The organism is Chryseobacterium sp. MIQD13 (assembly GCF_050496705.1).
GTDB lineage: Bacteria > Bacteroidota > Bacteroidia > Flavobacteriales > Weeksellaceae > Chryseobacterium.
The window spans coordinates 354660-380759 of the sequence record NZ_JBNWAF010000003.1 but is presented as its reverse complement, the minus strand read 5'-3'; the positions used below and the strand labels follow the sequence as shown (position 1 = coordinate 380759).

The following is a 26100-nucleotide window of genomic DNA, read 5'->3' as shown; positions in this document are numbered from 1 at the left end:
GTATGAAAAGTGCTTCAATAAAGGATCATAAGAATCTGCTGAAGGTTTTTATGATCCTTCTGAATTATGGTGTCATTAGGAAAGGTGATGTTACGGCATGGGCGGATTCCGTTTTAGCTGATGAAGATGAGTCTGAGTATGCATTCATTGAACTATCTACCTCTGATAATGTGCATGATACTATCCAAATTTTAAAGAAGAATTCTACAGATGCAGATCCGGAAATTACTTCCAGAGCTGTATTGGGGATTCTGTATCATATACTTCAGGATGAGAAAGTCTTTTTAAAAACTGTTTTTGAAATCGCGACCTATATTTCCTATGAAGAAAAGCTTACTACTGATGAACAGTTTCTTCTTTACCGTTTTGATGAACATATTGAGTTTAATCTGAATGATGTCTATGAAAGATTAAGACTTTTCAAAGCCAATTTTATGGATCTGCTTACCATATATAAACTATTTACACTTGAGAATCATGACCACTGGCCTGCTATTAATGAGAAAACACTGCTGGATCTGGATATGAGGCTTGAAGTAGTCAAAAACAATTATCCTTATTGAAAATTTTAATTATCCTAGGTTTAATAAATTACTGATGACACAGATTCTGTTTCTTTTGCTGATATACACTTCCACTGCATTCATTTGTCAGATAATATAAATTTCTTTTAATTTCTCAAATTTAATCTATTTTTACAGTTAAATGAACATTTATTCTACCTCTCAGATGGGAGATTATCATACCCATCACTGTGAAGATTATTTAATAACTAAAAAAATTAGCTCTGATAAAATTATATGTGCTGTAATGGATGGCTGCTCTACCGCTATGGATAGTCACTTTTCCTCAACATTAGTGGGAAAACTTTTACGAAAAATAGCAGTCGAAAAAGGTTATCAAGAGCTTTATGAAAATAACAGTATTAAAAGTCTGGATGAAGAGCTGAAGGATATTGTACAAAGTCTTTTCAAAGAAATATTTTTTCTTAAAAACCGACTTATGCTTGATGAAAAAGAATTATTAACCACTTTTATTATTCTTCTCTACAATATTAAAGAGAATAAAGGTATTATTCTATCAATTGGAGACGGTGTGATCTGTGTTAATGGCAAAATAACAGAATTCGATAGAAACAATAAGCCTGACTATTTAGCATATCATCTTCATGAAGATTTTGAACAGTGGTATATTCAGCAAAATCAAAAAATTTCATTTGACCATTTGAATGATATTTCTATTTCCACTGATGGCATTCTAACCTTTTCAAAGGTAAAAAAAACGAATACCCCGGAAACAATTAATGCTACTGAATATTTGATGATTGATTCATCCCAAGATGATAGTGAAGAAATGCTTAATAAAAAATTAAAAAAATTGGAACATCATTACGGATTAAAACCTACTGACGATCTTGCAATCATCAGAATAATACGAAAGTATTAGCTTATGAGGTATCATTAGATTTCAAAAAAACCACAAAAAACAAAAACTATTGAAAAAAATTATTCCCCTACTCCTTCTTCTGTTTCTTTACGCCTGCAAAAAAGATAAAAACAGTACTGATAAGAAAGATGAGATACCTGAAAAAATTATAAAACAGGATACAGTAAATAATTCTGTTTCTGAACATAAGGCCCTCCTCAAAAGCGAAAAACCTTCTGATCTTGTTCCCAACGGATATGAAATTCAGTATGATGCGGAAGGAGACCTTAACCAAGATGGACTTTCTGACATGGCCCTTGTTATCAGGAAAAAAGAAGATACGTTAGCAAGTAGAAAAATGATGATCCTGTTAAAAAATACTGATACAACTTACAGTCTGGATAAAATCTCAGATACCGTTCTTCCCGATGAATATAACGAAGCCGGCTACAAGATACATGATCCGGAAGATATTTCTATTGAAAAAGGAGAATTATCTATTAACCTATATGATATCGGTCCTTATGGAAATCAGTTCAGCAGATTCAAATACCTGAACGGAGATCTCATTCTCATCTATATTGAGACGTATAATATGGGGGCAGGATCCCATTCAGCTTTATATTATGAGCCGATGAAGGGAAAACTGATTCTTGAGACCATAAATACCATGCAGGAAGAGATGCCTTCGGAATCAAAAACATTTCATCTCAGAAAAGAAAGATATTTATTTGAAAAAACTTCTCCGGATGATGTTATACAGAAAGCTTACGGGTCTGTAAATGAGAAATAAAATTTTACTTCATCTGAAAAGTAGCGAAAAAGGGTAATTGATATCGTGCTGTTATTGTTTGAAATTTGTCTTATCGGGTTTGAAAAAGCCAATACAACAAAAAACAAACTAAAAACAACAATACCATGAAAACTCTACATTTCGGACTTTTAGGAAAGGAAAATACAAGTCCTTTTATCGTTACTGCCATCCTGTACAGCATTATTCTGAGCCTTCCTTTTATTTACTTTTTATACCTTAAAGGACAGCCTCATTATTCAAATTTTCAGAACATTGATGAGGATGGAAAAACTATCGTCGTAAAAGACTGGAGAAATGATGCGGAATCCAGACAGTTTAAGTTGTTAACAAGGGTCGCTATTTTCAGTTCTGCTTTATCTTTTGGTGCACTTGGTGCAGCGGTAAGCCTTATCACCCGTGCAAGAAGGTCCGGTGTTTTCAATCATAAGATCACCATTAAGGAATTAATCTCCATACAGACCATAGGGGCGGTTTTTGCTTTTATTCTTTCTTTAATCTTTATGGGTGAAATGATTGGCGGTACGTTATTCCCTAATTCTGATGAGTTTTATTACATCGTTTACATTCCCGCGGCTCTGGCAAAGCTTCTCGTCTGGTCGTTCCTTGCCGGTTTTGCTGAAAGATTTGTCCCGAATATTCTTGAAAACCTGACAAAACTGAAAGATACAAACGAAGAATCGTGAAATAATTAATAATTTTTCTAAAATTACTACAAAAGTAGTATTTCATAAGAAGTTTAAAGTTCTTATCTTTAGCTTGTATTGAACTGAATGAACATTCATTCTTTTAAAATACAGACCTTAAAAACCCGAGACGAAGGTAAAATCAATGAGGTGAAAAATGATTACAAAAAATTTCCTGCCAATGCAGAAAGTTTTGGAAGGCTAAAGTTTTTAGTCTTCTTTTTGTTTATGATATATTTAAGATCAATCATTTTGAATTTTCAAGGCTTTTGGAAGATTTTCTTAATAACTTATTATTTCGTAATTGTTCACAAAAAAGGTGAGTTAAAACCCACCTTTCCTGTTCTATAATATTTTCTTAATGTGCTTCCAGCCAGTTATTCCCGACTCCCACTTCTACCAGTAAAGGCACCTGTGTTTCTAAAGCACTTTCCATTTCGGTTTTAATTAGTTTTGAAGCCGCTTCAATCTCATCTATCGGAGCTTCAAATATAAGTTCGTCATGTACCTGAAGTAGCATCTTGGTTTGCAGCTGTTGTTTTTGAAGCTCATTGTCAATTTTGATCATAGCAAGTTTTACAACATCTGCTGCACTTCCCTGAACCGGTGCGTTTACAGCATTCCTTTCTGCATGACCTCTCACTACAAAATTATTGGAATTGATATCTTTTAAATGACGCTTTCTTCCTAAAATTGTTTCCACATATCCTATCTGGCGGGCTTTACTTACCTGCTCTGCCATATACTCCTTTAATTTGGGATAAGTTTCAAAATAAGCTTCTATCATCTGTTTGGCTTCAGTTCTTGAAAGTCCGGTCTGCTCTGCCAAAGCAAAAGCTCCCTGCCCATAGATAATTCCGAAATTCACGGTCTTGGCCTGACTTCTCTGAGTCTTGGAAACCTCTTCCAAAGGAATTTTAAATAATTTTGCTGCTGTTGATGCGTGAATATCTTCACCATCCTGGAAAGCTTTGATCATATTTTCTTCTCCTGAGATCTCGGCAATCAGACGAAGCTCAATCTGAGAATAGTCGGCAGAGATGATTTTTTTACCTTCTCCTGAAACGAAGGCTCCTCTGATCTGTTGTCCGCGCAGTGTTCTGATCGGAATGTTCTGAAGATTGGGATTTACACTTGCCAGACGCCCTGTAGCAGCTGTAGTCTGGGAGAAATTGGTATGTACCCTCTTGTCCTGCTTATCAATCTGTGAAGGCAGTGCATCTACATAAGTGGATTTTAATTTCTGGTAGGTTCTGTATTCCAGAATATGTTTAATGATCTCATGCTTTGAGCTCAGCTTTTGAAGAACATCTTCGGAAGTTGCATACTGTCCGGTTTTTGTTTTCTTTGCTTTTGGATCCAGCTGCATTTTTTCAAAGAGAATTTCTCCAAGCTGTTTCGGTGAATTCATGTTGAATTCTTCTCCTGAAAATTCAAAAATTTTGGTTTCCAGCTGTCTCAGATCATTTTCAAGATCAATACTTTCCTGGGCCAGCCATTTTTCATCAAGTGAAATTCCGGCCAGTTCCATTTTAGCCAGAACTTCCATCAGAGGCATTTCTATTTTGAAGAAAAGTTCTTCCAGGTTTTCTTTTTTCAGTTGCGGTGCAAACAGCTCATACAGCTGGAAAGTTACATCAGCATCTTCGGCAGCATAGTCAGTTTGGGTTCTCAGGTCTGCATCTCTGAAAGTACCCTGGTTTTTTCCTTTTTTCCCGATAATGGTTTCGATGGAAACAGGTTTATAATTCAGGTAAACTTCGGAAAGATAATCCATTCCGTGTCTTCCGTCCGGATTCAGCAGATAGTGGGCAATCATGGTATCAAACATGGCGCCTTTTACCGTAATATCGTACTGTTTTAATATTTTATAATCGAATTTTAAATTGTGTGCGATTTTCAAAAGATCTTCCTTTTCAAAGAAAGGTCTGAAAATTTCCAGCGTCTGAAGCACTTCGCCTTTGTCCTCAGATAAAGGGATATAATAAGCTAATCCTTTTTTATAGGAAAAACTCATCCCAACAAGTTCTGCTTCCAATTCGTTCAATGAAGTGGTTTCTGTATCAAAGCAAACTACTTTCTGCTTTAACAAATTATCCACCAGGACTTTCTGTGCTTTAGGATTATCTACAAACTGGTAAAGATGATCATTTTGGTCAATAGAACTTTTGGTGGACGTTGCCTGATCGAGTTCTTCAAAATTGGCAAACAGATCCAGCTGCATCACCTGTCCTTTTATTTCAGTACTTGCGGGAGTCTGTTTGACCTCAACTTCACTTACTACCATTGTTTCCGCAGGGGCAGAGGCAAATGCACGGTAAAGATTTTCATATAATCTCCTGAATTCAATCTCGTCAAAAACTTCTTTTACTTTCTCAAAGTCAGGTGTGTCAAGATCATATTGTTCCTGATGGAATTCTACAGGAGCATCACAGATAATGGTTGCTAATTTTTTGGATAAAATTCCACGTTCTGCTGAAGCTTCTACTTTTTCTTTAAGTTTTCCTTTCAGCTTATCCGTATTGGCGAGCAGGGTTTCTATATTTCCGAATTCTTTAAGGAATTTCATGGCAGTTTTTTCTCCCACACCATCCAGTCCCGGGATATTATCTACTGCATCTCCCATCATAGCAAGGAAATCGATGACCTGTTTCGGATCTTCTATTTCGTATTTTGCTTTTACTTCTTCTACTCCAAGAATTTCTATATCGCCTCCTTTCAGGCCGGGTTTATAAATCTTGATTTTATCTGTAACCAACTGGGCGAAATCTTTATCCGGCGTTACCATGAAAGTGGTATAGCCTTCTTTTTCTGCTTTGCAGGCAATAGTTCCTATCACATCATCCGCTTCATATCCTTCTACTCCTAGAATCGGAATATGCATGGCATCCAGAATTCTATGAATATATGGAACAGCTATTTTAATGGCTTCAGGAGTTTCGCTCCTGTTGGCTTTGTAGTCTGAATAGTCATCCGTTCTTACACTTGCCTGCCCTACGTCAAAAACGACAGCCAGATGGGTTGGCTTTTCTCTTCTGATCAGTTCAATCAGGGAATTGGTAAACCCGAAAATAGCAGAAGTATCCAAACCTTTGCTCGTTAACCTGGGATTCCTGATCAATGCGTAATATCCTCTGAATATCATCGCATAAGCATCGATGAGAAAGAGTCTTTTATCTTGTGTTGCGTCCATAATGTCTATAATGAACAAATATAAGAAAATAGGAATATTTTCATAGGTTATAAGTAATGAATTATGAGTTATAAGTTTTGGGAAGTATTTTCCTGAAATGTTCCGAAATGACATAAAAAAAACAGAACAGCATTTCTGCTATTCTGTTCAGTTGTTATTTTTTTACTAAAAGACTTGGGTCTTATTAATGACCTGATGAAGGCCACATTCCGCGGTACTCAGAGTTACCAAGAGTGATAACTTCTGCGCTGATTACGAAACTGATCAGCATACTGTTACTGTCTACTGCATCAAAGTCTACTTCGTGCTGAATTACATATCCGTTTTCCCACTTCAAAGTAGTTAACGTACCTTCTTCGTGAGATTTATTGAAAGTAACTTCCCCTGTTGTAGGCTTATATTTTCCATTCAGTAAGCTTTCTAAAATATCAGATTTTTCAGTAGCTTCTACTGTTACTTTGATAAGAGCATTTGACGGATCTGATGCTACACGTCCTGAAACGTCTGTAGATCTGGATACGCTATAGTTAAGCTTTAATAATTTCTGACCTTCTCCGTTGTTGAATTTTAAGATTCCTCTTGAATTTGCTGCCATGATTGGTGAATTTTAATTGTTATATATTGTGTGAATAGTGATTGATTACAGAGCAAAGATAGCCCCGACACAGGTAAAGAAAAAGTTTTTGAATGCAAATCTGAAATATTGTAGTAATTCTACGATTTGATGTAGTAATTCTACGACTTTTGATTTAACATAATGCAGAAAATGCTTATTGGTAAAGGTTTAACACATATATAATGAAGTAAAATGCATATTATTTTACACTTTAAAGGGAAATATTAAATAAAAAAGACCTTTTAGGTCTTTCTTTATACTTGTTTAAACAAACAACAATTATTTCATTTTGGTTTCTAATTCTTTTAAATTATTCAAGCTTGTTGTATTTCCTAAATTTGCTGCTTCTTTCCAATATTTTAGCATTTTCTATATCATTAAGTTTAAAATAAGCAACTCCTAAATCATTGAGTGCAAATTTTGAATCTTTATCATTCAAACCAATTTTATTTATATATTTTTTCAAATTTAGCAACGGCTTTCTGAGGTTCATTGGTTTCCAGATATATTGTTCCTGAATACTTTAGTGCTTCAGCATTGTCTAATTGTTCAGATTTTTCAAAATAAAACAGAGCTTCATTATATTTTTCTGCCCATAATATTCTACTCCCCGGTCAAAAAAAATTATCGTTCCCTTTCTTAAATAAAAATAGATAAGCCATTCCGGCAAGTAATACTAAAACTCCTAATACAGCAATTAGTTTTCTCATAATATTAAGATTCCTAAAAATAAATAAACAACAAGTAAAATTTCAAAAACCTTACTTTTTAGCATAGTAGTTTTATAGCTTGAAATGACCTTTTACTTTGTACGGATATGTTCTAAAGAGTCCAAGATCTGCAGATTTCTTCTACTATCTGGATTTCCTGATTTCTGCGCTTCTTGTAAAAACAACTTTGCTTTGTTGAGGTCTCCCTTTTCCATATAACATATCCCAAGAGTATTGGATATTTTATCATAATACCCTTCTTTTTCACCTATCCTCTTGTTGTGAGCCTCTTGTAAATTTATTATCGCATTCTCAAAATCTTGTTTCTCAAAATAAGAAAAGCCCAATGGAGCTAATACATCAGGAAACTTATTTTTATCCACATGATTAAGATAAAAAATAGTCAAATCATATTGCTTATTTTCGTAGGCTGTCCATCCATCTTTATAAAATTTAGTGTCATTATCAGTAAATAACTTATATTTTATAATAACACCCAGCAATAATAAAGCTATAATCAGGATAATAATTTGTAATATCTTCTTCATAATATGTTGAATAATCAGTTTGAATTACCAGAAAAGTAAAATGACGAGATAAAGTACATCAAAAAAAAATAGGATCCCCATAGTTTTGTATTGTGTAACGCCACCCAGATAATCTAAAATCCAGCCGGATCCAACTACATAAATTAAACAAATAACTAATAAGTAAAAAAAGTAATTCTCTTTTACATATTGAAATATATCTGAATAATAATCAAAATTCTTTTTTTCATTATTCAGACTAAAAAAAGGGACTTCATTATCATCATCTGGCTTACTCAAATTTGTATAAAATGAAAGTTGGTTTTCATATACAAAATCTTTGTTTTTTGAGACAACATTCCAACTAGTAATCAGTCCTCTATAATTTCTTTTATACTGTATTATTTCAGAATCTTTTTTTACAAAAAAATAAATTCGTCTTTTACTTGCATGTTTATCAATGTAGAGTTTTACCTTACTATTTTCCTTTGCAATTGGTTTCTCACTGATATATTGAAGTTTAGAACTAATATCACGTACTTTGGAAACACATAAAAGGGTAACAATTAATGGAAATATAAGAATTAATGCAAAAAGGATATTTTTCATGTATACTTGTTTTTATTAATCTTTTCCTGCCAATACAGTTATCTTAGCCCGTGCCGCAGCTTCTTCATTAAGCATGGCGCTATTTAAATCTTTTATTTGAGAAGCTAAAGCCCAATTTGCTGTAGCTCTGAATATATCAATACCTAAATTGATCCCCAGTCCTTTCAATAAGCCATTTATTCTTAAACGACCACCTCCAAAGGTTTCTTTAACTCCGGTTGACATATTGCTTCTCAAAGAGTTGTTATATTGGGTCCCATAAACAGACGTCACATTTGTAGTAGAGGCTGTGGTAGTGTTCGGAGTGATTCTAATACTGGAATTTGTTTGACTGACCTCTATCCTGCTTGCACCAATACTGGAGTTAGGCAATTGATTATTAGCAGAAATTGTTGAATTTGTAACTGTAGTGCCGGGAGGAGTAACATTCCCGGCATTATCGGCAATAAACACTCTATTTTGAGACAATGTAGAATTACTTGCAGTTGTGCTGCCATATCCTGAAATCTGTCCATTTGCAATATCTTTACCTGCTCCCAATCCATCAGATGCAGCCCCATATAATTTATCTGTAGCTTCTACCATTTCTACATTTTCTTGCATGTTATTCAGGCCATAGGCTTCACCTGTCACATAGTTTTCAAAGCCGGTATAATCTTTAACCCAATCATATCCAGCATTTACCCCATATGACATTATGAAAATACCTGCCATACTACTTCCTTGTACAACTGCAGAAGTTATACCATACTCTAAACCCGTTAATATTACTGTACCCACTCCACTCACAATAGCAGTAGCTAGAGCTGTAGCAAGATAAGAAACACAAATAATAGCCCCAACTGTTAATACTGTTTCTGCTATAACTTTATCCGTAAATTCATCGGCTGCTTTTTCCGAATATAAAATCATAACATTTCCTCCTAAACGGCATGGTATCATTGAGTTTTCTAATAGAGGGTGTTTTCCCACCGTCAGAACATCTTTATCATAGGGTGTCCAATCTTTTAATAGCATACCACAAATCGACGGCAACATTGCCGCCCTTAAGCCAACTCCTGCACCAATAGCAGCTCCTGCAGCAACAGCCAAAGCCCCACCTGTAACTATAGAACCTGCTACTAATACCGCAGCAATTGCTGCTCCCAGTATCGCTCCTCCAATTACCATTTTTGCGCACATAAAGTTTCCCCCGGGACGATCATCTGTTGTAGCTTTAAGATAGCCTCCAGCAATAGTTACTGTACTTTGGCTTGTAACTTTTATCTGCTGTTTTTTCATTCCATCCGAGCAGACTAACCATGCTCCGTCAGGTACATATAATTTACTCATTATTTTATTTATGTGGGATTTATAATATGTTCCATTAAATGACTATAACTGTTGCTTGCCTGTTCTTTAATCTTAGAATGACAGAATAGCATTTTACCTTTTTCAATATCATAATGATATTCTAAAGACCAGGTAAGCAGATAACCATAATCTTCTTTCAAAAACTCTCTTAATTTAGTGTTATAAAGCTCTCTTAAATGCTCATTTTTATCAGATTGAGATTCAGAATAAAATTTTAGCTTAGCAATATTACCTTCCTTTTCTATTTTTCTTTTTATTGTAATATTCACTTTTTCATTATTAAAAATCTGGGAGTTATATTTTTGTTGCCCTAATTGAACAAATTCTCCCACATTATTATATTCCTGGAATACTTCATTAAAAAATAAATTATAAAGAATATTATTTTTTATAAGCGGTAAAGTATCACTAAAATCTTTATCTCCTCCTTCCAACATATTTTTTTCTTCTAATGTATCGCCCATCTCAGATTGTAATTCCTTTCTAAGGTTTTTCCATTCTGATTCTATTTCCGATTGGTTAGAAATTGTTTTTACTGATCCTTGAGGAGTTAATTCTACTACAAGATTTTCAATAGGTTTATTAAACCTCTGCATATATTCAGTCAATTGACGATACATTGATTTAATATATTTTATTTTATGGGATGTTTGTTTAACATTACCATTAAAAAAATCTTTTTTTCTTGATTTTTTAAATTCCCAGACAATTTCGGTTTCAGAATCAATCATGCTGCTTCCAGAAACTTTCATATCAATCTTTTGTAGAATTGTATATCTTGTTTCTAACTCTTTATGAACTAAATTAACAATATTTGGAGACTCCCTCTGTTTTTTTAAATTTCTTAAATTTTCGGCAGTATCTGGAATAATCAATTCTTTGACCCATGGTGCAACCGTCAAATCTTTTCTAATCCATTCATGTGGTTGTGAACTGGCATTATGATATTCTATGAGAATCTTTAAATCTATTCCAAGATCTATTGCTATATCAGAAATACTATCCTTTTCTTTTAATTGAATTGTATACAAATTGAACTTCATATTAATTTTCAATTATTTTTCCTCCTTTGATTGTTACATTACCATCAACAGATATTCCCGGATCTGCCTCTTTTTTACCAATTTGGGCAAGTGAGCTTCCGATAACTTTAGTGTTAGTACCTTCTATTGTAATATTAGTTCCTTTTATTGTAATATTTCCACTTTTATCCATCGTAATTGAACTACCTCCAGTCTCAAGCTTTATCTCTGCAGCACTTGTAATATTGATTTTCCCAGCATTATCCATTGTTATTTTAGACTTTCCTTTGCCTACGTTAATCGTACTGTTTGTGCTTACATTAACAGTCTGATTATTCCCAATATTTTCCGTACTGTCATTACTAACATCTGTCTTAATATCTCCTGTACCGCTTAGTGTAACATGATTTCCGCTTCTATCTTTAATTTCAATTCCGCATCCATCATGAAACTGAATGATATTCCCACTTTTGCTGCTTAGGCTCATGACATTATTCCCAGCACCTCCGCCTGCACCAACGCCTCCATGAAACATACCTCCCATCACAAAAGGACGGTCCGGATGCTGATGAACAAAATTTACAATTACCTGGTCATTTACTTCCGGAACAGACATGAAACCACGGTTTTTGCTTACTTTATCACTACTTCCTGCATCCGGAGACATCACGCGGATAAATTCCGTAGTATCCTGCCCTCCCTGCCAGTCAAACTGTACTTTCACTCTTCCCTGATTCATAGGATCTGTATTGGAAATAACTTTGGCAAACTGTGGTTCTGCTTTCGGGTTTTCAAATTCCGGACGGGGAATAAATCCTGTATCTGCTGCAATGGCTTCAAAAGAGCCATCATAATAACCTCTGCCGTCTACTTCATGGGTAACCCCTATGATCATTAATTTTGTAAAATAAGAGGTATCATTGGTATCTGCTTTACGCATTTCAATATCTGCTGTACATCCCGGATATAAGAACGGAACCGTTGTAGACCCTGAAGTTATGAAAACCTCAGATGCTTTACTTCCTGCTGTCCCTTTCTGAGATGCATCAATATCCATAAATGATGTGGCTTTTATAGGAGCAACCCGTAGAGAAGGGGTTTTAAAGGTTTTTTCCGATATTTCGTAAGCACGCTTGGCAATATCTGAAGTATGGCTAATTTTTGAGCTTCCTGTAGTCAGTCTCTCATTTTTACTGCTGTTATAACCATAAAAACTCGGGCTTACATGTTGAGCTTTCATTGTGATAGCAATATCACTTACACTGCTTCCATAGGTAAGCTTAACAGGTTTTTCCTGTGGCGGAAGTTTACCGAAATGTAAAACTTCACCATCATAATAAAATTGTTCGCCGTATGCTTCGGCAATCCTTGCCAGATAATTATAATGGGTTTCTTCGTACTGAGAGCTGTAAGGAACATTTCCGTGCTGGGCATCTACCCTGAAATCGAATTTATTTTGTCCCAGACCTTCTTTTATCACATGATCAGCAATACTGTTCAGGCTTACTTCCTGCCCTCCTCCGAAACTTTGAATGTGAGGTGCCGCATCCAGCAGCACTGTCGGACTGAAACCTTTAAGAACAATATTTCCTAAGCTTCCTTTTTCCTGGCTGAAACCTACTTCTGTAATAACGCCGACGAAATTACGCTCAGGACCCTGTTCTATATCTTTATATTTAAATATTACTGTGATTCTTTTTCCTAAAAAGTTCTGGGCTTCCTGCAGATTATGATTTTCTGCACTGCCTAAAGTATCATAAGCCAACATCAGCCTAAATTCATGGTGCTTTGAAGCGCTCTGAACCAGTTTAAAATGTTTGAAATGCCTGATAATCTGCCCCTCTATCACAATGTCCAGCATGACAACACGGTTGATTCCTGCAATAATGCTTTCCGGAATCGCCTGTGCGTTATGTATCTTGGATGTAGGCTGCTTTGACCATACTTTATTTTCAATCACAGATGGATTGTTAGGTACAAAGGTCTGATTCATGAACATTTTGGAGCCCTGGGAGGCACCGGAATAAACTTCCTGAGCCTTTTTTGCAGATTTCTTAATTGCTTCATCTGCTTTATGAAGCTTATCATCTACTTTTTGTACAGCTATATTTTCAGCATTTTTCAGCTGCTCTCCTGCTGCATCTTGTATGCTGCTTTTAGGGCTTTGTACTTTTATCGATTGATCATCCTTAAACATAATGTGTGTTTTTTTAATTAAATAATACAATTGAATGCTTTCCAACGCTATAATCATGTGGAAAAGAATATTCCCTATAAAAACTCAGGCATGGAAAAAAGTTAATTTATACTGCCCGAAATGGCAAAAACAGAATAGTATACTCTTACGAATACACTATTCTGTACCAATTTATTTTTATTGAGGTGATTGTTCAGGATTAATGACCTGATGAAGGCCACATTCCGCGGTACTCAGAGTTACCAAGAGTGATAACTTCTGCGCTTACCACAAAACTGATCAGCATACTGTTTTCGTCTACGGCATCGAAGTCTACTTCGTGCTGAATTACATATCCGTTTTCCCACTTTAAAGTAGTTAATGTACCTTCTTCGTGAGATTTATTGAAAGTAACTTCACCTGTTGTAGGCTTGTATTTCCCGTTCAGTAAGCTTTCAAGGATGTCAGACTTTTCAGTAGCTTCTACTGTTACTTTGATAAGAGCATTTGATGGATCTGATGCTACACGTCCTGAAACGTCTGTAGATCTGGATACGCTATAGTTAAGCTTTAATAATTTCTGACCTTCTCCGTTGTTGAATTTTAAGATTCCTCTTGAATTTGCTGCCATGATTTGTAAATTTTAATCGTTAATATTTTGTGATTTGGTGATTGATTACGTAACAAATATATAACGTCAAAATTTGTTAAAAAAGCTTTTGAATATAAATTTGAAATTTTGTAGTAATTCTACGACTTCATGTAGTAATTCTACGATATTAGATTTAAAAACACATTTCAATCAACTGGTTTTCAATTAATTAAATTTAAATCAAAGCTGTACTTTTAAATACATTTTTACACTAAGAAGAGAAATATTAAGACTTTTTAAGAATAATTATAATGGTTTTAACAATCATTAATCATTATAAAAAAACCGTCGCTAAAAGTGACGGTTTTAAGAATTATATAAAAAAGTTTATTGCTGTTGTACCCGGCTCCCTTCTTTTATGGATCGGGAAAGAATTTTATTCTTTTTAAGTAGGAAATCCGGCATAATATCGGTAGGAAGATAGAACATGCTTTCTCCTTTTTTCTGCAATTCATCCAGGATTCCAGGATTCCAGGCAAGGATTTCATTCATTTCCACATCGAGTTCATCGGCAATAACATCCAGATTGAATCCTGCATTGATTTCCGTTTCCTGAAGAGGCGCAGCATTATTTCTCCCACTCCCACCTTCTGTAAAGAAAACTTTATTGAGCCTTGAAGAATTATAGTTGCTCAAGACACTTTCCAACTCACCTGTTGCATAGCATGCGTTCAGGTATTTTTTTACATGATTGATCGTTTCTGCCGGGAGATATTTGGAAAAAACATGATATTGTGTGGAGCCTGCACTCTGCATGGCTTTGGCAATATTTCCTTCACCACAGTTATACGCTGCAACAACAGTGATCCAGTCACCATACTTTCTGTAAAGATTTCCCAGGGAAACAACTGCTGTCTTCGTACTTTTATATACATCTGTACGGTTCTGCTCCGTAAGACCATACTGATTGGCATGTGCAGCCATAAACTGCCATATTCCCACTGCTCCTGCTCCCGAAGTTATATTTCTGTTGAAATGAGATTCAATCAGGGCAAGATTTCTCAAATGCTTGGGTAAACCTTTCTGTACCAGTGAATATTCGATGAATTCAACGATTTCTTTATTGGCATTTATAATATTGGTATATTTTCTTACGCTGCTTTCTGAAGTATCGGAAGCTGTAAGAAATTGTCCGTTCATCATTAAAAAAGTCCCTGTAAGCATCAGTGCTGTAAAGATATTCTTGAATGCGGTTTTCATTTTAATATGTTTTATGGCTAAAAGACAAAAGGACTTACAAGCAAATCTGCCAATAAGCCTTTCTGTTTTATAATTAATCTACTTTCCAGCTTAATTTTTCCTCTTCGTTATTCCAGTCTACATAAATGGTCTGGCCGGATTTCACTTCCTCTCTTACAATCATTTTAGAAATCGGTCTTGCCAGCTGTGCGCGGATCACTCCTGAGATCTGTCTTGCTCCGTACTTGCTGCTGAATCCTCCCAATGCAAGGTTTTTCACCGCTTCATCACTGATCTTTAAGGTCATTCCCAATCTTGTCAGTGAAGTATGCAGGGACTTCAGCTGGATATTGAAAATTCTTTCTGCAATAGATTCTGTAATCGGCGCAAAAGGAATAATCTCTGTAATCCTGGCTAAAAACTCCGGCCTGAATCTTCCTGAATTGGACATAATCTGCATCAGTGAGGAAGATTCCGGAACTTTTCCTTCTTCAAACTGTTTTACAATCTCTTCGCTTCCGATATTTGATGTAAATAATATCAGAGCGTTACTGAAATCACCTTCTTTTCCAAGTTTATCATGAACTTTTCCTTCATCCATAATCTGCAGGAATACATCAAAAACGGAATGGTGAGCTTTTTCAATTTCATCAAACAAAACAACGGTATACGGCTGCTGTCTGATCTTATTAACCAGCATTCCCCCTTCTTCATAACCAACATAACCCGGAGGCGCACCATACAATAATGCCGCAGAATGTTCTTCTTTAAATTCGGACATATCAAAACGTACCATAGCTTTTTCATCATTGAAAAGAAGTTCTGCCATAGATTTTGCCAGCTCGGTTTTCCCTGTCCCGGTAGGTCCCAGAAGGAAAAATGATCCGATTGGCTGTCCCGGTTTGTTCAATCCGCTTCGGTTTTCAACAATGGCATCTGAAAGGATTTTTAAGGCATGATCCTGTCCTACTACCCTGTTTAGTAAAAGGGATTCCATATTCAGGAGCTTTTCTTTTTCCTGAGCCTGGATTTTCCCAATTGGGATATTGGTTTTTGCCGCCATTACTGCCGCCAGTTCCAAACGGTCTACTTTCTCTCTTTTTTTGGCTGCATGCTGTAAAAGCTCTGCATAGGTATCATCAATGATCTTGTGAATCTGGTCAACAGGCATAGAATTGTCTATAACCGGCTGTTCATTTAATGATCCCCAAAGAATCGGGCTTATCTTATCTCTCAGAAGATTATAATTCCAGATCAGTTCGTTCGCCTGGTCTTTGCTATCTGTAAATTCTTCTTTTAAAATAGCTTCGTAAGTTTCTTTCCAGCTTGCCAGTTCTTTTTCTGAAAGTTCATCCAGCATTTTTATAGCAGCCATGGTACGGTCTAACAGGTCAATCGCTGCATCCGGCAGTTTTTTGCCTTTTGCATATCTTTTTGCTAAACGTACACATTCTGGAATAGATGTTTTTTCCACTTCAATGCCGTGATGTTTTTTGTAACCGTCAAGAAGTACGTCAATCATTTTTACACACGTCTGTTCATCCGGTTCATTAACGGTCAGAACTTCAAAACGGCGGTTAAAAGCCTGCTCAGGCTCGATTATTTTCCTGTATTCTTCCTGTGTTGTAGCACCAATAACTGTAATTTCACCTCTTGCCAGTTCAGGCTTAAGAAGATTCGCTACATTTCCGATGCTTCCTTTCGGATCTAAAAGGGTATGAATTTCATCTATGAAAAGAACGGCCTTTTCAATTTTCTTACATTCGTTGATTACTTTTTTCAGGCGGTCTTCAATTTCGCCTTTATAGGATGTTCCTGCAAGTAATGCTCCTGTATCCAGTTCCAACAGGGTTGCATTTTTAAGCATTTCAGGAACGTTTCCTTTGGTGATCTCTATGGCAAAACCTTCTACCAAAGCTGTTTTTCCTACACCGGGTTCACCGATGATAATAACATTCGGTTTGCTTCTACGGCAAAGGATCTCAACAAGCATTCTGAGTTCTTTATCTCTTCCTATGATGTTTTCAAGATCCCCTTTTCTGGCTTGTGCTGTTCTGTCTACACAATAACTTTTAATGGACGGAAATGATGAATCTGTATAATCTGATCCGTTTGAAAAAAGTGAAGCAAAATCTCCGTCTGCCGATACTGCAAAAGGAGTATCTTTTCTATACAAATTGAAGATCTCATGCTCTCTAAGCGGAAGTGATTTCAGCTGCTGTAATGCAAAAACAACTTCAGGCTTTACAATAGCGGTAAGGATACATATAGGTGTGATCTCATCCAGCCCAAGTTTCAGCCGGATATCATCTGCTTCTTCTGTAAGGGTATCCACAACATCATCGGGGCGTACATCATCCGGGAGATGGGCTGTCTTCGGATATTCTTCAATGCGGACATCTGCCCATTCATAAAAGTAGCCGGGATCTTTATCAATGCTTTTAAGGAATTCGCTGAGGCCGATATCTTTATGCATTAAAGCCTGCAGGATATGCGGACCGCCATATGTGGCATTATAATTTTCTTTCGCTATCGACTGAGCAATATGAAATAGCTGTTTTACTGTTTCGTTGGTTACTAGTACTCCCATTATAATTTTTTAATATTAATATGTTTGTGTTTCTTTTAGTTGTATCAGATTATTTGGTGAAATCTGTCAAAGTATGTCTTTTTACAAATATATCTTTTTTATGTAAAATGTGTGTAGGGTAAAGATAGTTAATTCTTTGATTAGAGAAGTAATAAGTTTCTGTCTGATGGCATCAAATGTTTTTTAATCTTAAAGTTTCAAGCAAAAAAGACCGCCTTTGGGGACGATCTTTTTTTATGAATGTTGATGTGTAATAGTGTGTCTTTGTCAGATGCTTCCAATTCGCAGATCATCGCTGTATTCCAGCCCCAATAACTTTGTAATTCCCCGTCATTGAATATTATGATTCTTTGAATTTTCCGTCATAATTGTAAATTTTATTCACTATTAATATTTTGTGATGTGGTGTGATTGTTTAACAAATATAGAACGCTTATTTCTATTTCAAAAGTATTTCGATATAAATTTCACATTTTGTAGTAATTCTACGACTTTTGATTTAAAAATCCTTCTCAGAGATCAATAGAAAAGGGTTTGCAGTTATAGGGATATGTACAAAAATCGAGAGATTTTACACTTAAATGAGAAATAGATCGTTTTTGGAGTTCAAAATCGGGTTCTAAAATGAAAGTTTTTGAACCACTTGTTTAAAAAATCATCTATTTCCGGTTTGAAGTTCTGAAAGTTTTTGGTCTTTTATAAATAAAAAAAGCAGAAGTTATACTCCTGCTTTGATATGATACAATTAATGGTTAATGTTTTGTGTATTCCGGCTCGTCCACGGTTTGAGTGGTCGGCATGAAATACTCATTCAGCCAGTAGAAAGTTTGCCCGTTCTGCTGAATCTTCACTGCCGGATTATTTCTGTGGGAAAGCATATGCTCTGCCAATTGCTTATAGTTCTTGAAATATCCTCTTACCGTTTCTTTTAAAACAATTTTGGATTTTTTCCATCCTTTCAGCTTGTATTTTGACATCAGCTCGTCTTCTGAATTATCAAATCCTGTACTTATTCCTACTGCATAAGCCATTGGCTTTTCATATAATTCAGATTTATCCAGGAATGTTAAGGTAGGATTATATTTTTTCAGAAGCTTGATATATTCTTTAACGGCTCTCGATTGGTTGAAGTCTGCTCTTTCAGGTTCAGTCTTATGATACACTTCAGTATAGAAGTTCTTTAAGTTATCGTATTCCGTTTCAGAGATAAGGATTCCCTTTTCTATACCCGGTTTGAAATCTTTAAGCTCTTTCGGGATATAGCCTTTTACAAGGAACGGATTTCCATAGTTGATCAGCTGTGCAGCAATTCCTGCAGAAACAGGGTTGGTAAGCCCCGGGAACAGGTATTTATATTTAAGATCTACATCTGTTCTTCCTGCACCTACTGAAGAATGGAAATATTCATTCAGTGATTTGTCAATTGTTGCATTATCTAAAGTTACCTGAGCAATAAGGCTGTCTACAGATTTTTTCAGGTAGCCGGGTGTTGCTACGTCACCTTTTTTAGGGAAAATAACAAATCCCTGGGACATACTTTGTTTTGGATAGTCCAGTGAGAAAAATCCATCGTCACCTTCCACAAGGTTGAAGTTATTTTTAGTAAGAACATCACTCTGGTTGATGATCTTCTGCTTTTTCAGTTCGGCAATATTTTTTGCAGTATTGGTCACTACATTTTCAGCCATTAATACAAAGTCGTTGTAAGTATCGGATGATCTTGCGCTGGTCTGGAACATAATCAGTCTGGCCTGAGCCTGTGTAAGAGAACTGATCACACTATACATATTCCCGTCCTGATTGGCAGAAGTACCCACAGTCACTACTACATTGGTTTCATCCGGAACATTGGAAAGCAGGTTTCCAGCAGCAGAAAGCGCCTCACCTACCGGCTGATATCCGCTGTTGCTCGCACAGTTCATTTCATTGGTTTTTTCGTCAATGAATTTGGTGATTTTGCTATAGTCTGTGCTTAGATTGGAAACCAGTACATTTTCTCCACAAGGATTATTTTTATATAAAACAACTCCATATTTTACTCCACTGAAATAAGAAGGCTTTTCAAATCTAAGCTGAAGGTCCTGAAGAAGGGATTTCACAATCGGAGCGTAAGGAGCATTCGGAGCACTTACATCCAAAGCAAAGACAATGTTGATATTTTTGTCTTTTTCCGTAATCTCCCTGTAACGGTCAAAACCAATTTGTTCCCCTAAAACATTGAATACATAGTTTTTACTGTAATCTAAGATGTTGGTGAAATATTTTGTTTTGGAGTCCGGTGTGGGAGCTTCATTTAATGCAAGGCTTACGGGGTAAATATTCTCTAAAGGAGTTCTCTTATTGGTGTCAGTAAGAAGAATCGCTGTTCTGCTCTCTGAATCTGATGCTCCCGGATATCCTTCATGCACTCCTAATGTAGTTTCTGTAACTTTTGTATCGTTTTTCAGTTTTACGGCGGAACGCTCACCCCACGCAGAAATTACATTCGCATTTACCCATCCGTAAAGATTGGTGCTAATGCTGTCTATATCAATAGAAGGTTTCTTACCTACCAGGAATCTCTTATTATTTTCCGCCTGTTTATAGACGTATACCATCTGTCCGTTTGGAATCTTCACATTCGCAGCTTCTATAAGGCTGGGTGAGTTGAATACCATAATGGAATCATTCTTATAATATCTTTCTGCACTTCGGATCACTTCACTGTGATTCGGAACTACGGCTACTCTTACAGGGAAACCTGTTTTTTCGCTTTTTAAAGAATTGTTCCACAGAAGAAGGTCAGATTCAGGGATCCAGCCATAGGTTTTAATGGATTTTGATGAGACTTTTTTCATCAAGGCATCCGGAACGTATTCTGCTACTTTTACCATTCCGTCTCTATGTTTCAGAACCATTAAAGGCTCCAGAAATTTAACTTCCTTGTAAGACTTTTCGTCACTTTTATCAAGATAAGCCGTATTTCTGGATCTGTCTGAAATAACGATCCATGGGACTGATTTTTTAGGATAGCCGTTCACTACCGGCGAATTATCTACCTGCCCGTATTGTGACGGCTCAGGGGTTCTTTTTGAGGGCAGCTTTACCTGACAGCTTGCCAGTAATACTGATAACCCTATATAATATGCTGCTAGAGGAAATTTATTCTTCATGCTATTTTATTTTTATGATTGGTGTGTATCCGGATGCCGGATTATATTATTTGCTTTGGTTGATGTCAACTTTCGTTACACAGTTCTGCTTATCATCCAAGTTAACTTTTACACTCTGGATCACAACATTTTTATCAAACTGAAGTCCCGCACAGTACATATAAAAGTTATTTGCTTTACTGTCGCTTACCTTTACTACGGTATTTTCGTTATTACACAGATAAGTCCTTAACAGGTAATTGTAATGCATATTAAAACTGTTTCCGTTGGCAATCTGCTGCAGGTGGTATTTGAAATCATCATCAACCTTTTTGTAAGAATCTTCCACAGGTATTTCATCTTCCTGCAGTGAGTTGTATGCCGGAAGGATCTTTATCATATGATAGATAGGTTCCTGACTTTCCTCAGTGAATAATGTAACACGATAATCTCCTGGTTTTTTATAGGAATAGATTGCCAGTTTGTCTTTAGAATCTGTATTTCCCGTTTCACCGAACTTCCATGCAAACTGATTGGCTTCTGAAACGGCACGAAACTGTACGTTTTCATTCTGCATTGCCTGCGCCGGAGCTTCTATAGTGGTAACAATCTTTGTACTGTCTTTCTGCTTCTGATACCTTGGCGAAACCATCACGGGGAAGGTCTTGGTATATTTATTGTCAATAATCAGACTTACCGAATAATATCCCGGTTTATTATAAAAGTGTATCCCGGTACTTTTGTCCGAGGTGGTCCCGTCTCCAAAATTCCATCTTTTGGTTTTTGCGAACTGGGTTTTATCCTCAAATAAAAGCGTATCTCCTACAGATAATGAGGAAGGATAGACTACTCCCACAATATCATCGGCAGAATGGATCACCTTTTTCTGCAGCCATAACGCAACGAGTGCCGCAATGAGCAGCGTTGCGATAACACCAATAATAATGTTCTTTTTGTTTTTTTGAAAATAATTCATAGTTAAGTGATTGTGTGATGTGTTGTATTCCTTTAATGTTTAATTTTTATAAGGTATATTTTGGGATTACTGAGTTCTTTCCCTTAATGCATTCTGTCTTTCGTAAAGGCGGTTTTGCTTGTCTTTAAAACCTATTCTGCAGTCTTCCACTTCTTTTTCGAATCGCTTTATATCTTCAGTAGTAGTGGAAATCACCTTTTTATCCTCAAAATACATTTTGTAGAATTTAGCGATCTGCGGATAGGCATCTTTACGGATGTCCATTACATCATTGCCATGAAAATAACTGGCAAGACCATTAATCCCATTAAAAATATTGTTTTCCGCAAAAGGTTCCGGAGATTTATCTGCAATCCTGCTGATCATAACGTAAGTGCTGTCCATTTCAGGCTGCAAAATCTTTTGATGACCTTCGAATGCCGATTTCTGTTCAAGACTTTGAATTCCTCTTACATCTTCTTCTGAGAATGGAGAATCGTAACCTTTTAAAAAGATGATCCCGAAGAATATCATAGCTGCTAAAAGCATCAGTATTAAATAAAGAAACTGATAATGCCTTTCTTTCTTAGATAGTGTAATAGTTCCCTGCATATGCTTTCTTGTTTGTTATTTTCGTCTGCCCCCGGTAAAATTTCTTGTAGGATCTTTTCTAAGCTGAGTATTTGCTTTTCCTACTTTTCCCATACACTCCTCAAGATCTCTGAGGACTATCTTTTTATTATATTCTACTCCCATAATATCTGCTTTCAGGTTCAGCATCGGGACTATCTGTTTCATCAGAACAGCATAATGTTTGAAATTATCAACACTGTCTTTGCCCATAATGTTTTTCACTTCTCGCACATCATCCATAATCCTGGTTTTGAGGAAAACATCATTTTCTACCTTATTGATATTAAGCTGGTTCATCTGGTCATAGATTTTATCTACATGAGCTCTGAGAACATCGCCACGCATCATAAGTTCTTTGTAAGCATCGGCATCTCTTACGATTCCTTCCCGTTGCATATTATAGCTTTTAAAAAAGAGGAATAAACACAGAAAAGATACCATTGACAGAATGACAAAGGATAGAATAAACTTCCAAATGCCCGCTCTGACATCGGATTTGTTTAATTTTTTTTCTCTGTTAGAAGACATATTTATGTGATTTGTTTGGCCTGTGAAAATATAAAAAAAAAATTTGATGCACAATACGTATTTTCCCCAACATAATTTAGTAAAAACCCCTAATTAACTAAGTTTAATTTCAACTTTAATAAGTTTTTCATAAATTAGGCCTCTGAATTTTCAATATCACACACCAAATCGATATTAAAAGTGAGTAAATTATTATCAAACACAGTGCGGTTTTCTATAGCTGACAGTGACTTCTATTTTAAGAAGATCATGATTAAAACGCTTATGGAAAACCCGTTCTATATGCTTCTGAATGACTGTAATAACGGGCATGAGCTTGTGAACAGGATTTACAGGAGACAGGAAGATGTGTTTATTATAGAACTGTTCATGCCGGTATTAAGCGGTATAGAAGCCATTAAGTATATCAGGAAAAACAATACGGAAACTCCTATTGTAACTTATTCCAGCACCTACCAGGAAGACATGGCCGAGATTCTCTCGAAAATCCCTAATATCTACTATTGCCAGAAAAAGAGCAATATCATAAAAGATCTCATTAAAGGAAGTATTGCTTCCGACGGGTTCGATTATGAAAAATATTCCAAGGAATGGGAACAGCAGCCGCTTGCAGTGCAGAACTATATGGAAAGGCAGAAGAAAGGCCAGGAAGAGCTCAACCCTACTGAAATTCAGCTTATGAAATTCTGTTATGAAGGCTACAGTAATAAAGAAATTGCAGAAAAACTGAACCTGAGCACCCGTACCATAGATACGTACATCAACAGGCTTACAGAAAAGCTGGGACTGAAAACAAAACTGCATCTCATCCGTTTCTGTGTGGAAAATGGATACTACAATTCCAGCATGTAGGGAGATTTAATGTAATATTAATATGGGGTAAACATTAAAACTCCAACTCTTTAAACAAAAATAATTTGCCACTAATTTGCTAGTATTCAATTTTTTTAACTAAATTTGCACACCTAAAATTTAAAATTAAAAAAGGAAATGACAAAGGCAGAATTGGTAAACACCATCTCAAATAAGTTGGGAACAGAAAAGAATGAAACACAGAAAGTTGTAGAAGCTTTTATGCAGGAGATCAGGACTTCTATGTATAATGGGGATAACGTTTATCTGAGAGGTTTTGGATCTTTTATCATTAAAACGAGAGCTGCTAAAACAGGAAGAAATATTTCTAAGAACACTGCAATTGAGATTCCTGCTCACAATATTCCTGCTTTCAAACCTTCAAAATCTTTTGTAGAGAAAGTAAAAACAAAAGTTGTAGTAAAATAAAGAATTAACTGAATATTAACTAGTTACTAAAAAATTAAAATTATGCCAAGCGGAAAGAAAAGAAAAAGACACAAGGTTGCAACTCACAAAAGAAAGAAAAGAAGAAGAGCAAACAGACATAAGAAAAAATAATCTCTTTTTTTCGGGATTTACAATATAATAATATAGTTGGTGGTTTTAATTATTTAGAGTTCACCGACTATATTTTTGTTTGCAACCATAAGATTCTCAGGAAAAGACAAAGGCTTTTGCAGATATTTTTAAAAAGGTATAGCAATTTCATTCTAAATTCTTATATTTAAAATTATTTATTCGCTAAAAAATACGCCAGTTTCCTATAATCTTAATAAATTTTTATCTTATACAAAATGAAGAAAGAACTAATAGTTTCGCATGAAGATGATCTTACAAAGATTGCACTGCTGGAAGACGGAAGACTATGTGAACTTCATGAGCAAGAGGACAAAAGCGAATTTATAGTTGGAGATCTGTTTGTAGGAAAAGTAAAAAAACTGGCACCTAACCTGAATGCTGCATTCGTAAATATCGGATATGATAAGGATGCATTTCTGCATTATCAGGATCTGGGGCCGCAATATCTTACTTACAGAAAGTTTTTAAAAGATACTATTTCTAAAAAACAGAGTACTTCAAGCTTAAAAAATTTCGAGATTCAACCCGAAATAGACAAAAACGGAACCGTAGACAAAGTCATTGCAAAAGATGATCTTGTTCTGCTTCAAATTACTAAAGAACCCATTTCCACCAAAGGTCCGAGGATCTCTACCCAGGTTTCTTTAACAGGACGTTTTCTGGTCCTGATCCCTTTCGACAACAAAGTTTCCATTTCCAAAAAAATCAAAACCACCGAGGAAAAAGAAAGACTGAGAACACTTATTGACAGCATCAAGCCTGAAGGTTTCGGAGTCATCATAAGAACCGTAGCGGAAGGGAAAAAAGTAGCAGACCTTCACAATGATATGAATCAGCTGATCCAGAAATGGGAAAGCACGTTCAAAAACATCCAGAGAAGCAAAGTTCCGGCTAAAGTTTTAAGCGAAGAAGATAAAGCTTCAGCTATTTTAAGGGACAATTTCAACCAGGATTTCGTAAGCATCATCTGTGACGATGAACAGATGGTAGATGAAATGACCAACTATGTAGAAGTCATAGCCCCGGAAAAAAAGAATATTGTCCAGTTTTATAATTCACACATTCCACTTCTCGAATATTACAACGTTGAAAAGCAGCTTAAACAAAGCTTCGGAAAACACGTTAATATTCCAAGTTCAAAAGGTGCTTATCTTGTTATAGAGCATACAGAAGCACTTCACGTAATCGACGTAAACTCCGGTAACAATATCACAACCGGAACAGCAGTTAACAAAGAACATGCTCTGAAAGTAAACAAAATGGCAGCCACTGAGATTGCCAGACAGCTTCGTCTCCGCGATATGGGAGGCATTATTGTCATCGACTTCATCGATATGCAGAATCCCGAACACAGAAGGGATCTGTACGAGCATCTGAAAGAAGAAATGAAACGTGACAAAGCACGCCACAAAATTCTTCCACCGAGCAAATTTGGACTGATCCAAATCACCAGACAAAGAAACCGCCCGGAAAAACAGATCGAAACCAAAGAAGAAAACCCGAACAAAGACGGAGAAATTGTAGCTCCGATCGTTATCGTGGAAAGAATGGGAGAAACTCTCAGAAGCATCCTGCAGAAAGAGAAAGGAAAAGTTTTCCTGCATGTACACCCATTCGTGGAAGCCTACCTTACCAAAGGCATTAAAAGTATCCAGGTAAAATGGTTCATGAAATACAAAAAATGGGTAACCATTATCCCAAGGGATTCTTTTAAATATTTAGAATACAAAATTTACAATTCGAAGAAAGAAGAATTGATTGAATTTTCTAATTAAACAAAATTTAAACCTCTTACCCTGTTGTAAGAGGTTTTTTTGTTATCTTCGCGAGGTTCTGAAAAATTAAAATTTTATCAGTTCATTAAAACACA

Annotated in this window: 22 protein-coding genes; 7 read left to right on the top strand and 15 right to left on the bottom strand. The window is 35.9% G+C overall.

What is annotated here, in order from left to right; genetic code table 11:
- Positions 1–2: 2 nt before the first annotated feature.
- The 4 genes from ACQWU4_RS14115 to ACQWU4_RS14100 all read left to right on the top strand — a co-directional run bounded on the left by ACQWU4_RS14115 (position 3) and on the right by ACQWU4_RS14100 (position 2922).
- On the top strand, positions 3–563 hold the full coding sequence (locus tag ACQWU4_RS14115; protein WP_429936390.1) for a hypothetical protein: 561 nt from the start codon (positions 3–5) through the stop codon (positions 561–563).
- Between the two features lie 166 nt (positions 564–729).
- Positions 730–1446 (top strand): protein phosphatase 2C domain-containing protein, encoded by a 717-nt coding sequence (locus ACQWU4_RS14110; RefSeq protein WP_429936389.1) that lies wholly within the window; start codon positions 730–732, stop codon positions 1444–1446.
- 49 nt (positions 1447–1495) lie between these two features.
- Complete coding sequence (locus tag ACQWU4_RS14105) at positions 1496–2218, top strand: hypothetical protein (RefSeq protein ID WP_429936388.1); 723 nt, start codon at positions 1496–1498, stop codon at positions 2216–2218.
- Positions 2219–2343: 125 nt separating this feature from the next.
- A complete protein-coding gene (locus tag ACQWU4_RS14100) occupies positions 2344–2922 on the top strand; it encodes a hypothetical protein (protein ID WP_429936387.1) in 579 nt (192 codons plus the stop codon).
- A 358-nt stretch (positions 2923–3280) separates the two neighbouring features.
- Here the strand turns inward: ACQWU4_RS14100 and polA are convergent, their stop codons facing one another.
- From polA to tssO, 15 genes are all read right to left on the bottom strand, one after another.
- Positions 3281–6115: a DNA polymerase I gene (gene polA, locus ACQWU4_RS14095; protein WP_429936386.1), complete on the bottom strand. Its 2835-nt coding sequence runs from the start codon at positions 6113–6115 to the stop codon at positions 3281–3283.
- A 184-nt stretch (positions 6116–6299) separates the two neighbouring features.
- Positions 6300–6710 (bottom strand): type VI secretion system tube protein TssD, encoded by a 411-nt coding sequence (gene tssD, locus ACQWU4_RS14090; RefSeq protein WP_429936385.1) that lies wholly within the window; start codon positions 6708–6710, stop codon positions 6300–6302.
- Positions 6711–7041: 331 nt separating this feature from the next.
- Positions 7042–7197, bottom strand: a complete 156-nt coding sequence (locus ACQWU4_RS14085; protein ID WP_429936384.1) for a hypothetical protein — start codon at positions 7195–7197, stop codon at positions 7042–7044.
- Between the two features lie 336 nt (positions 7198–7533).
- Positions 7534–7989: a tetratricopeptide repeat protein gene (locus ACQWU4_RS14080; RefSeq protein ID WP_429936383.1), complete on the bottom strand. Its 456-nt coding sequence runs from the start codon at positions 7987–7989 to the stop codon at positions 7534–7536.
- Between the two features lie 24 nt (positions 7990–8013).
- A complete protein-coding gene (locus ACQWU4_RS14075; protein ID WP_429936382.1) occupies positions 8014–8577 on the bottom strand; it encodes a hypothetical protein in 564 nt (187 codons plus the stop codon).
- A gap of 15 nt (positions 8578–8592) precedes the next feature.
- The gene (locus ACQWU4_RS14070) at positions 8593–9909 is read right to left on the bottom strand and encodes a PAAR-like protein (protein WP_429936381.1); all 1317 of its coding nucleotides are present in this window, start codon (positions 9907–9909) and stop codon (positions 8593–8595) included.
- 8 nt (positions 9910–9917) lie between these two features.
- Positions 9918–10973: a hypothetical protein gene (locus ACQWU4_RS14065; RefSeq protein ID WP_429936380.1), complete on the bottom strand. Its 1056-nt coding sequence runs from the start codon at positions 10971–10973 to the stop codon at positions 9918–9920.
- 1 nt (position 10974) lies between these two features.
- Positions 10975–13149, bottom strand: a complete 2175-nt coding sequence (locus ACQWU4_RS14060) for a type VI secretion system Vgr family protein (RefSeq protein ID WP_429936379.1) — start codon at positions 13147–13149, stop codon at positions 10975–10977.
- A gap of 199 nt (positions 13150–13348) precedes the next feature.
- Positions 13349–13759, bottom strand: coding sequence for a type VI secretion system tube protein TssD (tssD, locus tag ACQWU4_RS14055; RefSeq protein WP_429936378.1), 411 nt, complete (start codon positions 13757–13759; stop codon positions 13349–13351).
- A 348-nt stretch (positions 13760–14107) separates the two neighbouring features.
- Complete coding sequence (locus ACQWU4_RS14050) at positions 14108–14980, bottom strand: lytic transglycosylase domain-containing protein (RefSeq protein ID WP_429936377.1); 873 nt, start codon at positions 14978–14980, stop codon at positions 14108–14110.
- Between the two features lie 73 nt (positions 14981–15053).
- On the bottom strand, positions 15054–17549 hold the full coding sequence (locus ACQWU4_RS14045) for an ATP-dependent Clp protease ATP-binding subunit (RefSeq protein ID WP_429936376.1): 2496 nt from the start codon (positions 17547–17549) through the stop codon (positions 15054–15056).
- A gap of 752 nt (positions 17550–18301) precedes the next feature.
- Positions 18302–20701 (bottom strand): type VI secretion system protein TssR domain-containing protein, encoded by a 2400-nt coding sequence (tssR, locus tag ACQWU4_RS14040; protein ID WP_429936375.1) that lies wholly within the window; start codon positions 20699–20701, stop codon positions 18302–18304.
- Between the two features lie 46 nt (positions 20702–20747).
- Complete coding sequence (locus tag ACQWU4_RS14035; RefSeq protein WP_429936374.1) at positions 20748–21656, bottom strand: PKD domain-containing protein; 909 nt, start codon at positions 21654–21656, stop codon at positions 20748–20750.
- Positions 21657–21722: 66 nt separating this feature from the next.
- Positions 21723–22247 (bottom strand): type VI secretion system transmembrane protein TssO, encoded by a 525-nt coding sequence (locus tag ACQWU4_RS14030; protein ID WP_429936373.1) that lies wholly within the window; start codon positions 22245–22247, stop codon positions 21723–21725.
- Between the two features lie 15 nt (positions 22248–22262).
- Positions 22263–22796 (bottom strand): type VI secretion system TssO, encoded by a 534-nt coding sequence (gene tssO / locus ACQWU4_RS14025; protein ID WP_429936372.1) that lies wholly within the window; start codon positions 22794–22796, stop codon positions 22263–22265.
- A 249-nt stretch (positions 22797–23045) separates the two neighbouring features.
- On the opposite strand from tssO, the gene ACQWU4_RS14020 reads away from it, so the two are divergent.
- The 3 genes from ACQWU4_RS14020 to ACQWU4_RS14010 all read left to right on the top strand — a co-directional run bounded on the left by ACQWU4_RS14020 (position 23046) and on the right by ACQWU4_RS14010 (position 26005).
- A complete protein-coding gene (locus tag ACQWU4_RS14020; protein WP_429936371.1) occupies positions 23046–23648 on the top strand; it encodes a response regulator transcription factor in 603 nt (200 codons plus the stop codon).
- Between the two features lie 138 nt (positions 23649–23786).
- Entirely contained in the window at positions 23787–24077 is a 291-nt protein-coding gene (locus ACQWU4_RS14015; RefSeq protein WP_429936370.1) for an HU family DNA-binding protein, read from the top strand.
- Between the two features lie 368 nt (positions 24078–24445).
- Positions 24446–26005 (top strand): Rne/Rng family ribonuclease, encoded by a 1560-nt coding sequence (locus tag ACQWU4_RS14010; RefSeq protein ID WP_429936369.1) that lies wholly within the window; start codon positions 24446–24448, stop codon positions 26003–26005.
- Positions 26006–26100: the final 95 nt, after the last annotated feature.